10 protein-coding genes and 1 tRNA gene are annotated in these 12823 nt (G+C 62.3%); 4 read left to right on the top strand and 7 right to left on the bottom strand.

Going from position 1 to position 12823, the window contains the following annotated elements:
* Positions 1–86: 86 nt before the first annotated feature.
* Positions 87–161, bottom strand: a tRNA-Gln gene (locus C7U61_RS04400).
* Between the two features lie 158 nt (positions 162–319).
* Here C7U61_RS04400 and C7U61_RS04395 point away from each other — a divergent pair.
* Positions 320–622, top strand: a complete 303-nt coding sequence (locus C7U61_RS04395) for a cupin domain-containing protein (RefSeq protein ID WP_106996872.1) — start codon at positions 320–322, stop codon at positions 620–622.
* A complete protein-coding gene (locus C7U61_RS04390; RefSeq protein ID WP_106996871.1) occupies positions 619–1527 on the top strand; it encodes an MBL fold metallo-hydrolase in 909 nt (302 codons plus the stop codon). Before C7U61_RS04395 ends, C7U61_RS04390 begins: the two co-directional genes overlap by 4 nt.
* Before the next feature lie 4 nt (positions 1528–1531).
* On the opposite strand, the gene C7U61_RS04385 is transcribed toward C7U61_RS04390, so the two are convergent.
* Complete coding sequence (locus C7U61_RS04385; RefSeq protein ID WP_106996870.1) at positions 1532–2464, bottom strand: DUF1499 domain-containing protein; 933 nt, start codon at positions 2462–2464, stop codon at positions 1532–1534.
* A 241-nt stretch (positions 2465–2705) separates the two neighbouring features.
* On the opposite strand from C7U61_RS04385, the gene C7U61_RS04380 reads away from it, so the two are divergent.
* Together C7U61_RS04380 and C7U61_RS04375 are read left to right on the top strand one after the other, a co-directional pair.
* Positions 2706–3122, top strand: coding sequence for a hypothetical protein (locus tag C7U61_RS04380; RefSeq protein ID WP_106996949.1), 417 nt, complete (start codon positions 2706–2708; stop codon positions 3120–3122).
* Positions 3123–3214: 92 nt separating this feature from the next.
* Positions 3215–3496, top strand: a complete 282-nt coding sequence (locus C7U61_RS04375) for a hypothetical protein (RefSeq protein WP_106996869.1) — start codon at positions 3215–3217, stop codon at positions 3494–3496.
* Between the two features lie 24 nt (positions 3497–3520).
* On the opposite strand, the gene ppdK is transcribed toward C7U61_RS04375, so the two are convergent.
* From ppdK to C7U61_RS04350, 5 genes are all read right to left on the bottom strand, one after another.
* Positions 3521–6187: a pyruvate, phosphate dikinase gene (gene ppdK, locus C7U61_RS04370; protein WP_106996868.1), complete on the bottom strand. Its 2667-nt coding sequence runs from the start codon at positions 6185–6187 to the stop codon at positions 3521–3523.
* A 165-nt stretch (positions 6188–6352) separates the two neighbouring features.
* A complete protein-coding gene (locus C7U61_RS04365; RefSeq protein ID WP_106996867.1) occupies positions 6353–7678 on the bottom strand; it encodes a hemolysin family protein in 1326 nt (441 codons plus the stop codon).
* Positions 7679–7817: 139 nt separating this feature from the next.
* Positions 7818–11279: a chromosome segregation SMC family protein gene (locus tag C7U61_RS04360; RefSeq protein WP_106996866.1), complete on the bottom strand. Its 3462-nt coding sequence runs from the start codon at positions 11277–11279 to the stop codon at positions 7818–7820.
* 186 nt (positions 11280–11465) lie between these two features.
* Positions 11466–12155: a DsbA family protein gene (locus tag C7U61_RS04355; protein WP_106996865.1), complete on the bottom strand. Its 690-nt coding sequence runs from the start codon at positions 12153–12155 to the stop codon at positions 11466–11468.
* 166 nt (positions 12156–12321) lie between these two features.
* Positions 12322–12816: a DUF721 domain-containing protein gene (locus tag C7U61_RS04350; RefSeq protein WP_106996948.1), complete on the bottom strand. Its 495-nt coding sequence runs from the start codon at positions 12814–12816 to the stop codon at positions 12322–12324.
* Positions 12817–12823 lie beyond the last annotated feature (7 nt).

Genomic DNA, 12823 nt, shown 5'->3' with positions numbered 1-12823 from the left:
ATCGACAATCCGTTCGGCACGAGATTGTCACCCATGTCTTAGGTACGTTTTGTTACCTATGTCTCCGGGCTGGACAAAGTGGAGTGTGGCTGGGGCGCCAGGATTCGAACCTGGGAATGCCGGTACCAAAAACCGGTGCCTTACCGCTTGGCGACGCCCCAACAGAGGAAATGGCTGTCATACCAGCCAAATCGGCGTCTGATTAGCAAAGGTCGCATCGCGCTACAATGACTAAGTGATGCACGGACGCATATTTCTGTGTGCTTTTCCGGCGGCTATGGTAGGTCTTGCTGCACTGCATTGCGCATGAGGAGATCCGATGAGCCAGTTTCGCGTCCGCCCGCCGGCCGTGCCTACCGTGCTTCTCGATGATGCCGTCTGCCGTATCACGCGCTGGGATTTCGAGCCCGGTGCCGATACCGGCCATCATGTCCATGGCCTCGGCTATGCCGTGGTGCCGATGACGGATTGCCAGTTTCTGCTGGAGGAGCCGGGCGGCATCAGGCGAGTCGATATCGCCAAGGGCGCCGCCTACCGGCGCGAAGCGGGCGTCGAGCACAATGTCGTCAATGCCGGCTCCGAGCCGATGTCATTCATCGAAATCGAATACAAGCAATCATGAGCACGCCCGACTTCGACCTTGCTTTCGAGCCCGCCTATGGCCGCGCGGTCCCTGTCGCACCCGCCATCGAGCGGATGACGGTCAACAATCCCAGCGCTTTCACGTTTCATGGCACCAACAGCTATATCGTTGGAGGTTCTTCAGTCGCCGTTATCGACCCCGGTCCGGAGAATGAAGAGCATTTTACGGCGCTGATGGCGGCGCTCAAAGGGCGCGAGGTCACGCATATCTTCGTCAGCCACACCCATCGCGATCACTCGCCGCTGGCCAGGCGGCTGAAAGAGGCGACAGGGGCGCTGACCGTCGGTGAAGGGCCGCATCGGGCCGCGCGCCCGCTTCATCAGGGCGAGGTCAATCCCTTTGCCGAAAGCTCCGATATGGAGTTCCGGCCGGATATCGTGCTTGCCGATGGTCAAAGCGTCTCGGGGGACGGCTGGCAGCTGACGGCGCTGCTGACGCCGGGGCATACGGCCAACCACGCCTGTTTTGCACTCGACGGCACCGGCATCGTCTTCTCGGCCGATCACGTCATGGCCTGGGCGACCTCGATCGTCGCGCCGCCCGATGGCTCGATGGCGGATTACATGGCTTCGCTGGAGCGGCTGCTTGCCCGTGAGGACCGGCTGTTCCTGCCAGGTCACGGCGGCCCCGTGAAGGAACCCGCCTCCTTCATGCGCGGCCTCAGAACCCATCGCCGCATGCGCGAACGGGCCGTGCTGGAGCGCATCAAGGCCGGCGACCGGCTGATCCCGGACATGGTGAAGGCCATCTATCGCGATACGGACCCGCGCCTGCATGGAGCAGCAGCTCTTTCGGTGCTGGCGCATCTGGAAGACCTGGTCGAGAAGGGCCAGGTGGAAACCGATGGACCGCCGGCGCTCCTGGGCGCCTACCGTCCGGCTTGAGCCCTCAGCTTCCGGCAATGCCGAGCAGTTCCGCATCCAACGCCTTCAGATAGTCATCGGCCAGATCGGCGCTGACGCCGAGATCGTCCTGGCCATAGCGAGAGGCGACGCGGATATCGACAAGGGTGGTTTCCGCCTCCTCGCGAATGCGGATCAATATATCGCATGGCAGGCCGAAGATGCGGGTTCGTGTCTCCCCCTGCAGAATAACGTCGGTATTCTGGCGGATGAGTTCCGCCACTCCATCGCGGAAGGGACGTGGGGTCGGTACGGGAACGATGGCGGGCAGATCGCCGGCGGCGCTGCCGTCCTGCGCCGGATTGACGGTCTGCGAGCGCGTGCGGCGTTTCGGCGTTACGTTGCCGTTCGGATCCGTGACATCGGCGCCCTCGGCCTTGACGATGGTGATGTGGCGATCATGCGCGACCTTGCGCACCGCCTCCAGCACGCGGTCGGACGCACCTTCGTAGCGCCGGCTGATCAAGGCGGGATAGGCATCGAACTGCGCTTCGCGTTCCTGCGGCGTCATCAGATGGCGCGGCGGCAGCCACAGCTGCCGCGCATCCGGCGTCGCCAGCCATTCCAGCGGGTCGTTGAGGTCGGTCGAAATCTCGTGGATATGCGGCCGCGTCCAATAACGCTCGGCGCCCAAGCCGAAAATCGCGAGCGGCAGAGCGGCGTAGACGAGCGCCTTGACGGCGGAGACGCCGCCGATGGCAGCGCTCTGCCAGAGTTGGGCAAGGCCGACCAGCGCCAGCAGCACCGCCAGAAGCGCGCAGCCGGCAGAAATCAGAAGCAGCAGCACGAAATAAGGCGTTTCCAGCGGCGCGAAACGGTGGCCGATCAGCGTCACGCCGCAAAGCACCAATGCAAACGAAGCGATCAAACGCGCGGCACGGGCGGCATGTGAAACAGGACGGTCGAAACGAATGGTCATCAATGGCTCGTCGGCGCGTCGGATCGGAAGCCGGATGCACCGAATCCCGGAAAGCAACTTATGTTTAGATCAGGAAACGGCGAAAATAAATCGAATGTCACGGCATCGGCGCCTAATGTTTGATCCAAGCTCAAACCAGTAACGCCTAGACCAAAAATGTGAGCGCTTGCTTAAATTCCTAAAAAAGGCCATTCTTTAGCGTTTTATCGAGGCTGTGAAAGGACTTGATGAGATGGAACCGATGCTTTCTCAAGACGTCGCCCCCAAATCCGTGCCGGGAGCGGCGATCGCCGGAGCCGACACGGCCGATCCGTTCCTGCCGCTGGAGCTGCTCGAACTGGAGCTTTCGCTCGAGGGTTTTTCCGGTGGCGACGCCGGCTTTTGCGAAGCCGTTCGCAAGGCCGCTGCAGCCGTGCGCGGCGATTTCCTCTTCGATCTGCCGGCTGAGGGGCTGATATCCGATTGCCGCAGGCTGGCGGTGCTGCGAATTCCGGAAGGGGATACGAGGATGCGCACCCTCTTTGCCGCGCTTGACGAAGACGGCGCGGAAATCCGCGTGCTGCAACCCGGTGAGGAGACCGAGCACCTTTTGCGTTTCGCCGATGCCTTCGTCGACCTCTTGCAGCGGATGCCGGCGAGACCGAAGGGAGCCGCCTGAGCGATCGGTCCGCGGCGGTAATACGCCTTTCGCGCCTCCACGCGCGGGGCTATAGTTTGTGCCTGTAAAATCCGCATTCGGGATAACACGTCATGCGTATCGCAGCTTCCGCACTATCTCTTCTCGCCGTCATGCTTGCGCTCTCCTCCTGCCAGACGGCCGAGGAAATCAGGGCGGCCGACGAATCCAGATGCAGCGGCTATGGCTTCAAGCCAGGCACACAGAATTTCGCCAATTGCCTGATGAATCAGGATCTTAGCCGCCGCGCGGACCAGCGGGCTTTCATGGAAAGCAATGACGATTTCTTCTGGGGTCCGACCATCGTCGTCGGCGGCCCCGGATATTACCATCATCGCGGCTACTGGCGACACTGACCGGGATATTTCAGCTTTAGAAAATCAGGCTCGTCCCCTAATCGCCGCTTGGGCCGCGGCAAGCCGCGCAATCGGTACGCGGAAGGGAGAGCAGGACACGTAGTCCAGCCCGATCTCCTCGCAGAAATGGATCGAGGCGGGATCGCCGCCATGCTCGCCGCAGATGCCGAGCTTCATGTCGTTGCGCGTGCGGCGGCCGCGTTCGGAAGCAATGCGGATAAGTTCGCCGACCCCGTCGAAATCGAGCGATATAAAAGGATCGTGCTCGATGATGCCCTTGCGCTGGTAGGTCGGAATGAAGGCGGCGGCGTCATCGCGCGACATGCCGAAGGTGGTCTGCGTCAGGTCGTTCGTGCCGAAGGAGAAGAATTCAGCCGCTTCAGCAATGATGTGGGCGCGCAAGGCCGCACGTGGCAGCTCGATCATCGTGCCGACGAGATAGTCGATCTTCATCTTCGCTTCGGTCATGACGGCGCGCGCCACCTCGTCGATGCGGGCCTTGACGTAATCAAGTTCCGAGCGCAGACCAACCAGCGGCACCATGATTTCCGGCACGACCGCCGCTCCTGTTTCGCGCGCGGCCAGAACCGCTGCCTCGAAGATCGCGCGGGCCTGCATCTCGACGATCTCCGGATAGGAAATCGCCAGGCGACAGCCGCGATGGCCGAGCATGGGGTTGAACTCGTGCAGCGCATCCACCCGCTGGCGCAGGGCGGCCGGCTCCATGCCCATGATCCCGGCCACTTCGGCGATCTCCTCATCCGTCTTCGGCAGGAATTCGTGCAGCGGAGGATCGAGCAGACGGATCGTCACCGGCAGACCATGCATAATGGTGAACAGCCCGGTGAAATCGAGCCGCTGCATCGGCATGAGCTTGGCAAGGGCGGCCCGGCGCCCCGCTTCGTCCTCCGCAAGGATCATCTCGCGCATCACATGGATACGGTCGCCTTCGAAGAACATATGCTCGGTGCGGCAAAGGCCGATGCCCTCGGCGCCGAAGGAGCGGGCGGCGCGCGCATCGGCAGGCGTGTCGGCATTGGTGCGCACCGTCATGCGGCGTGAGCGGTCGGCCCAGGCCATGATGCGGCCGAAATCGCCCGAAAGCTCCGGCTGGATCATCGGCACTTCCCCCTTCAGCACCTGGCCGGTGGAGCCGTCTATCGTGACGATATCGCCCTTCTTCAAGATGATGCCGATGCCGATCAGCTTTTCGTTGCGCAGGTCGATGCGCATGGTTCCGGCGCCGACGACGCAGGGAATGCCCATACCGCGGGCAACCACGGCCGCATGGCTGGTCATGCCGCCGCGGGTGGTCAGGATCGCCTCGGCGGCATGCATGCCGTGAATATCTTCGGGGCTCGTCTCGATGCGCACGAGAATGGCTTTGCGGCCTTCCTCCTCGGCAATGATCGCCTCTTCGGCGGTGAAGACGATTTCGCCTGTTGCCGCACCCGGCGACGCGGGAAGACCGGAGCCGATGACCTCGCGGCGGACCCGCGGGTCGATCGTCGGATGCAGGAGCTGATCCAGGGTCGTCGGATCGATGCGCGAAACTGCCTCGTCCTCGGTGATCAGCCCTTCGTCGACCATGTCGACGGCGATCTTCATCGCCGCCTTGGTGGTGCGTTTGGCGTTGCGGGTCTGCAGCATCCAGAGCTTGCCGCGCTCGATGGTGAATTCCAGATCCTGTACGTCGCGGTAATGCGCTTCCAGCTGCGCGCAGATTTTCCGGAACTCGGCAAATGCTTCCGGCATCAGCTTTTCCATCGACGGCTTGTCATAGCCGGAGGCTATGCGGGCGACTTCCGTGATGCTTTGCGGCGTGCGGATGCCGGCAACGACATCCTCCCCTTGCGCATTGACGAGGAATTCGCCGTAAAGCTCCTTCTCCCCCGTCGATGGATTGCGCGTGAAGGCAACGCCGGTTGCCGACGAGTTGCCGAGATTGCCGAACACCATCGCCTGAATGTTGACGGCGGTTCCCCATGCCTCGGGAATATTGTGCAATTGGCGGTAGGTGACGGCGCGTGCATTCATCCAGCTCGCAAAGACCGCACCGACTGCCCCCCAGAGCTGAACCTCCGGCTCCTGCGGAAAGGCCTCGCCCAGTTCTTCCTCGATGACGGCCTTGTAGATCGATACGACGTGCTGCCATTCGACGGCGGTGAGATCGGTATCGAACTCATGGCCGAACCGCGCCTTTTCATCCTCCAGAATCTCTTCGAAGACCTCGTTGTCGAGACCCATGACGACATCGGCATACATCTGGATGAAGCGGCGGTAGCTGTCCCAGGCAAACCGTGCGTCCCGGGCGTCATGGCCGAGCGCCTGCACGGTGGCATCATTGAGCCCGAGATTGAGGACAGTGTCCATCATGCCCGGCATGGAAGCGCGGCCGCCGGAACGCACGGAAACCAGCAGCGGCCGCTCGGTATCGCCGAACTTGCGTCCGGTAATAGCCTCCATCCGCTGCAACCCCCGCATGACCTGCGGCTTCAGCTCTTCGGGAATCTTGCGGCCGTTCTTGTAGTAGAAGGTGCAGACGTCGCTGACGATCGTCAGGCCCGGGGGGACCGGCAGGCCGAGATTGCACATTTCCGCAAGATTAGCGCCCTTGCCGCCGAGCCGCTCAAAATCTCCAGCGCCTCCCTCGGCCTTGCCGTCGCCGAATGTATAGACCCAATCCGTCATCGTCTCCGCCCAACTCCTCCGGTTGAACTTAATTCATTGAGGCACAAATGAAAATCGACAATTACGGCAAAATGTTGCGCCGCACAATTAATATGACCCGCCGCCTCTGTTTCAATCGATTGATCGAAACCAGAGGCCGCGAGTCATTGATGTCAACTGCTGCCGCTAAGCTTGCGGCCCGCGTTGAGCCAGAATCTTGTCGATGCGCATGCCGTCGAGATCGACGATCTCGAAATGCCAGTCGCCAAATGAGAAGCTTTCGCCTACCTCGGGCAGATGGCCGAGCTGGTAGAGCGCAAAGCCCGCGAGAGTATGGAAATTGACCTCCTCCTCGCTGAAACGAAGCCCTAGCCGCGCGAAGGCATCATAGACGGGCATCATACCTTCCATCAGCAAGGATCCGTCGGGCCGCTCGACGACATCGGGCGTGTCGTTTTCGATATCGGGGAGATCGCCGGCGATCGCTTCCAAGAGGTCCGTCTGGGTGACGATGCCTTCCAGACTGCCATATTCGTCGATAACCATGGCGAGGCGGACTGGCGCGCGCTTGAAGTTTTCAAGCACCTTGAAGACGGCCGTGGACTCATGAACGACCAGCGGCTGGCGGATGACGGCCATGGGGTTCAGCGGTTCGCCGTTCAGAAGCTGGTCGAGCAGATCCTTCTTCAGAATCATGCCGATCGGCTCATCGATGGAGCCGCGGCCGACAAGAAGCTGCTCGAAGCGGCTTTCGCGAATGGTTTTCTGCATTTCCTCCGGCGGGTCCTGGGCATCGATCCATTCGACCTCCAGCCGCGGCGTCATGATATCGGAGACATCGCGGTCGCCGATATTGAAGACGCGCTCGACGAGATCCTGCTGCGCCTGTTCCAACAGGCCAGCCTCCTGGCTTTCGGCGATCAGGAGCTTGATCTCGGCCGGCGAATGCAGGGAGCCCTCGCCCGCGCCGGGGCGCAGGCCGAAGAGGCGCAGCACGAGATTGCCAAGGCCGTTCAGCACGGTAATTGCCGGGCGCAGCAGGAAGAGGAACAGCCCGAGCGGGCGCACGACGCCAAGCGCCGTGCCTTCGCTGCGTTGCAAGGCCAGGCTCTTCGGCGCAAGCTCGCCAAGAACGATATGAAGCGCGGTGATGATGATGAAGGAAATGGCGACGGCGATCGCATGCGATCCGGCCGCAGCCCATGTTCCAGGCAGAAAATCGAGCAGCGGCTCGAGCAGATGAGCAAGAGCGGGTTCACCGACCCAGCCAAGCGCCAGCGACGAAATGGTGATGCCAAGCTGTGTCGCTGCAAGGTTGGCATCGAGATTATCGACCGCCTTCTGCAGCGCCTTGGCGTTCATTCGCCCTTCGGCAACGAGCTCGGTTACGCGGCTGCGGCGAACGGAAACCAGAGAGAACTCCGCCGCAACGAAAAAGCCGTTGGCGGCGACGAGCAGCAATACGGCAAGTATTCCGAGGATATCGAAAATACCGCCAGTCGAGTCAGACATACTTCCCTTCCGGGCGGATCAGCGCCCATGTTGTTGATCGAAAAACGAAACTAGCACGCTTTCACGACATGCGGCAGCCGACCCGGCAATTTCTTGTCGGACCGGGAACAGTTTTCTCAATCCAGACGTGGAGCAGCGCTCAAGCGATTTCGCGCAGCCGCTCGGCGGTCTGCAGATCAACGGATACGAGCTGAGAGACGCCCTGCTCCGCCATGGTCACGCCGAAGAGCCGGTTCATGCGGGCCATGGTGATCGGATTATGGGTGATGACCACGAAGCGGGTTTCGGTGGAGGCCGCCATTTCGTCCATGAGATTGCAGTAGCGCTCGACATTATGGTCGTCGAGCGGTGCATCCACTTCGTCCAGAACGCAGATCGGCGCGGGATTGGTGAGAAACACCGCAAAGATCAGCGCCATGGCCGTCAGCGCCTGCTCGCCGCCCGACAAGAGCGTCATGGTCTGCGGCTTCTTGCCCGGCGGTCGTGCGAGGATTTCGAGGCCTGCCTCCAGCGGGTCATCCGACTCGATCAGCTGCAGCTCCGCAGTGCCGCCGCCGAAAAGATGGGTGAACAGCCGTTGGAACTGGGCATTGACGATGTCGAAGGCAGCGATCAAACGCTCACGGCCCTCGCGATTGAGGCTCTGGATCGCACCACGCAGCTTCCGAATGGCATCAATGACGTCATCGCGTTCCTTGATCAGCGCCTGCAGCCGCTCCGTCAGCTCCTTGCTCTCTTCCTCGGCACGCAGGTTGACGGCACCGAGACGCTCGCGCTCGATCTTCAGCCGCTCCAGCTCACGCTCGACTTCGCGGAGATCAGGCACGCTTTGCGGTGGCGCAAGACCGGTCAGGCGCATGGCCTCATGTGGTTCGACATTGAGAGACTGGCGGATGCGCAACTCGCTCTCCTGCCGGCGCTCGCGGGCGGAAACCAGCCGCTCCTCGACACGGCCGCGCTTCTCGCGACTTTCCGCCAGTTCGGAAAGCGCAGTCGCCGCATGACGATCTGCCTCGCGCTGAATGACCTCCGCTTCGGCAAGGCGGTCAGCGGCATGGCGCCGGGCCTCCTCGGCCTTCTGCAGCTCGTTCATCAAGGCGCGGCGCTTGTCGTCGAATTCATCCGGCGCCAAATCGAGCTCGGCCGCCTCCTCGCGCGCTTCCTCTTCACGGTCGCGCAGCGTCTGAATATGCTCCTCGGCACTGGCAGCGCGCTGGCGCCAGGTATCTCTCTCCTGCCGGATCGCCAGAAGACGGCGCTGGCGCGCTTCGTTTTCGCGGTTCAGACCCTCATGGCGGGCTCGGGCTTCGGCCAGGATGCCGCGATCCGTGGCGACTTCGGCCTGCTGGTCGCGCAGCTTCAGATCGATAGCGTCGAGATTCGGCGCATCTTCCAGTTCGATGCGGGCATTTTCATCCTGCATGGCCACATCTTCCAGCTGCTCCTGCAGCCGGCTGACGGCCTCGACGATGACGTCGCGGCGGCGGATGAGATCGCCGGAAGCGCGCTCCGCTGCAGCGAGCGCTTCCCGTGCCTCGGCCAGACGCCGCGCAGCAAGCCGGCTGGCGTCGCGGGCGGTCGCAAGATGCCCCTCTTCGGCCCGGATCGCATCGGAGGCTGTCGACAGGCGCTCTTCGGCCTCGGCAAGCACATCGCGCGCCAGCTCGGCTTCGGTCTCCAGCTCGGAAAGACGGTTCTTCTGAGCGAGCCGCAGGGCAGCCGCACTCGGGGCATCAGCGCCGGTGACATGCCCATCCCAGCGGAACACGGCGCCGTCTTTGGTCACCAACCGCTGCCCCGGCTTCAGCTCCGGCATCAGCCGCAGGGCGTCTTCCGCCGAAACGATGCCGATCTGGCGCAGGCGCCGCGTCAGTGCCGCCGGCGCACCGACATGGGTGATCAAGGGGGCCGCGCCTGCCGGCAGAGCCGGATCGTCGGCACCACTGCCGTTGCCGGACCAGTAGACCGGCGCGCTAGAATCGAGCGAGGATTCCAGATCATCTCCGAGGGCTGCGCCAAGTGCGGTCTCGAAGCCGCGGTCGACGCGCAGCTCTTCGGCCACGGGCGAAAAGGCACCGGACGTATCGCCCGCCGCCAGCATCTTCGAAATGGTCCGCGCCTCGGTTTCCAGCGCATTCAGACGCGCCCGCGCCTGCTCGACCGGCCCGCGGGACAGCGCCTCGATTTCGCGCGCCTTGGCGAGAACGGCTTCGACGCGCTGGGTCTCGCCTTCCGCATCGGCAACGACATTCTCCGCCGCCTCGACCATTTCGCGCTTTTCGCTGGGGTCGGGCAAATCGGCCATCTTCTCGTCGATGGCGGCAAGCTCGCGGTTCGCTTCATCGGCCTGGCGCTCCAGCCGCATCTTGCGGTCGGCGAGATCGCGGATGGCGCGCTCCAGCTGGTTGCGGGCGGCAGCGGCTTCGGCACGCTCTGCGGTCAGGACTGTAAATATCCGCTCGCTGTCGGCGAGCTTGGCGGCCGCTTCTTCGAAGGCTAAGCGCGTTTCCTCTGCAAGTCTGCCGGAATCGGCAAGGGTATCGGCGATGTCGGCTTCTTCGGCATCGAGCTTTGCCAGAATAGCAGCGTTGTCGGCCACAAGCCGCTGCTCGCGGCTGATATCTTCGGCGAGCTGTGCCAGACGGCGGATCAATTCATCCCGCCGCCGCAGGATACGGTTGACATCCTCCTCCAGCTGCGAGCGGGCGATCTGCAGACGCTGCAGGGCGGCGGCGGCTTTCGCTTCTTCGTCTCGCAGTTCCGGCAGCTTGAAGCTGGCAATGCCCTGTGCCTTTGCCGCCTCCATCTGGATCTGCGCCTTTTCGGCGACCAGCACGGTTGCCTGGTTGAGCGCGCTATCGGCCTCGGCCTCGGCTTCCTTGGCCTGCACCCAGCGGATATGCAGCAGCATCGCCTCGCGGGCGCGGATATCGGCCGAGAGCATCTTGAAGCGGTTGGCCTGACGCGCCTGGCGTTTCAGGCTCTCGATCTGGCTCTCGAGCTGCGATGTGACGTCATCCAACCGCTCGAGATTGCTTTCGGCGGCGCGCAGGCGCAGCTCGGCTTCATGCCGGCGCGAATGCAGGCCGGAAATGCCGGCCGCTTCTTCCAGAAGCTGGCGCCTCGCCTGGGGCTTGGCTTGAATGAGCTCGCCGATACGCCCTTGCCCGACCATGGAAGGCGAGCGTGCGCCGGTGGAGGCATCGGCGAACAGCAACTGCACATCCTTGGCGCGCGCTTCCTTGCCGTTGATGCGATAGATCGAGCCCTGCTCACGCTCGATGCGGCGCGTAACCTGGATCTCGTCGCTGTCGTTGAAGGCGGCTGGCGCGGTGCGATCGCTATTATCGAGATAAAGGCCGACTTCGGCGGTGTTGCGCGCCGGACGATTGGCGGAACCGGAGAAAATCACGTCATCCATGCCGGAGGCGCGCATGTTCTTGTAGGAATTCTCGCCCATGACCCAGCGCAACGCTTCGACAAGATTGGACTTGCCACAGCCATTCGGGCCGACAACACCGGTCAGGCCGCGCTCGATGACGAATTCCGCCGGCTCAACGAAGGATTTGAAGCCGACAAGTCTCAGCCTGTTGAATTTCATCGGCTGATCTCCACCCTCCGCTTGAGGGGGCGGATCGGACCGAAGGCCGGAGGTGGGGTGATCATGCGTTCACCCCGGAAATCACCTCTGCTCGCGCTTTCCGCGTGACCTCCCCTCTGGAGGGAGAGGTCATAGAAAGCAGGCGTGCGACCCCGGCCGCCCGCCTGTGATGTAAAAAGGCGCGGATCAGAGCAGGCTGTCGATAAGCTTCGACATGGCAGCAACAGACATGTCCCCTGCATAGCGCTTGCCATTGATCAGGAAGGTCGGCGTGGCATTGACGCCGAAATCCTTGGCTGCGCGTTCCCGTACAGAGTTGACATCATCCAGAAGCTTCTGGTTCGTCAAGCATTTCGTGAAGCTATCCTCAGTAAAACCAGCCAGTTTCGACATCTGAAGCAGTGCGGCACGGCCATCGACGTCGGGCGAAGCCCAGGCGATCTGCTGCTTGAACAGCATTTCGACCATCGGCATGTACTGTTCCTGCGGGGCGCAGCGGGCCAGCATGAAGGCTGCGGCAGCACGCGGATCGAATGGGAATTCGCGGATGATGAAGCGAACCTTGCCGGTATCGATATATTTCTGCTTGATCGTGTCGAAGGTAGTGACGGCAAAATGCGCGCAGTGCGGGCAGGTCAGCGACATATATTCGACGATCTTGACGGGCGCATCTTCCTTGCCGAGTGCAATTTCAGGCAGCGGGCCGGGCTTCAGCACTTCGTTCATGTCCACATTGCCGTCTGACGGCGGCACTTCGTCTTCTGCAGTCGCGGCGGATGCGGTGCGGGCAACGGCAGAAAACGCCACGCAGAGAGCTGCAACGGCAGAGCCGCCCAGCAGGTGGCGTTTGGTCAAGAGCATGTCGGACATCGGCATAGAGTCACCCGTCGTTAAAGAGGCTTCGAATGTTTCATGCGATATAACGGCAGCTTGCCGCTAACAAGGCACGGTTGGCCAACTTTCTTCAAAGAATTGTGACCTGGGAAAGACAGACAACTTAAATTCTGTCCACAATCGGCAAAGCTGACCGTTCAGCCGGCCCTTATCGCCGCCTCCAGGCCATGGCCGTACCCAGACGCTGCACCGCGGCTCTGATCTTCTCATCCTCGAGGCCGTCCATCATATCGGCCAGCTTGCGGGCTGCCTCGCCCTTCAGGGGTGGCGGCGTGCGGGAGCGTTTGGAGGCGATCGAAACCGGCTTCTGCACGATGCGGATCTGATTGACAGCATAGAAACCGAAGAAGCTGTTGATGCGCTGGATGAGCTCGCCTTGAGCATGAGTGAGAAAGAGCGCACGCGCGCCCTCGCAGGCGATCGTCAGCACGCCCGGATGATAGCGGTCATCCATACCGGGGCCGGTTCGCTTCGCCCACGCGATCTTTTCCGGGCGCGTGCAGTCGGCAAAGTCCTCGCCGGCGATTTCGTCCCAGCAGCCGAGCAGCGTCGTGTTGATGCCCGCGCGCTTTGCCAGCACCGGATCGACGATGCCGTTGGTCAGCTCGGAAATCTGCTTTTCGCCTTTTCGGGGATAACTCATCTCAATC

This window comes from Rhizobium sp. JAB6, assembly GCF_003024605.1.
In the GTDB taxonomy this organism is placed as follows: domain Bacteria; phylum Pseudomonadota; class Alphaproteobacteria; order Rhizobiales; family Rhizobiaceae; genus Rhizobium.
The sequence above is the reverse complement of the archived record's forward strand: the minus strand, read 5'-3'. Positions and strand labels throughout refer to the sequence as shown.

Excerpts from the sequence above, each read along its gene's own strand:
- C7U61_RS04355 (WP_106996865.1), bottom strand. The coding sequence starts at position 12,155 with ATGCCGATGTCCGACATGCTCTTGACCAAACGCCACCTGCTGGGCGGC.
- C7U61_RS04365 (WP_106996867.1), bottom strand. The coding sequence starts at position 7,678 with ATGTCTGACTCGACTGGCGGTATTTTCGATATCCTCGGAATACTTGCC.
- ppdK (WP_106996868.1), bottom strand. The coding sequence starts at position 6,187 with ATGACGGATTGGGTCTATACATTCGGCGACGGCAAGGCCGAGGGAGGC.
- C7U61_RS04350 (WP_106996948.1), bottom strand. The coding sequence starts at position 12,816 with ATGAGTTATCCCCGAAAAGGCGAAAAGCAGATTTCCGAGCTGACCAAC.
- C7U61_RS04390 (WP_106996871.1), top strand. The coding sequence starts at position 619 with ATGAGCACGCCCGACTTCGACCTTGCTTTCGAGCCCGCCTATGGCCGC.
- C7U61_RS04380 (WP_106996949.1), top strand. The coding sequence starts at position 2,706 with ATGCTTTCTCAAGACGTCGCCCCCAAATCCGTGCCGGGAGCGGCGATC.
- C7U61_RS04395 (WP_106996872.1), top strand. The coding sequence starts at position 320 with ATGAGCCAGTTTCGCGTCCGCCCGCCGGCCGTGCCTACCGTGCTTCTC.
- C7U61_RS04385 (WP_106996870.1), bottom strand. The coding sequence starts at position 2,464 with ATGACCATTCGTTTCGACCGTCCTGTTTCACATGCCGCCCGTGCCGCG.
- C7U61_RS04375 (WP_106996869.1), top strand. The coding sequence starts at position 3,215 with ATGCGTATCGCAGCTTCCGCACTATCTCTTCTCGCCGTCATGCTTGCG.
- C7U61_RS04360 (WP_106996866.1), bottom strand. The coding sequence starts at position 11,279 with ATGAAATTCAACAGGCTGAGACTTGTCGGCTTCAAATCCTTCGTTGAG.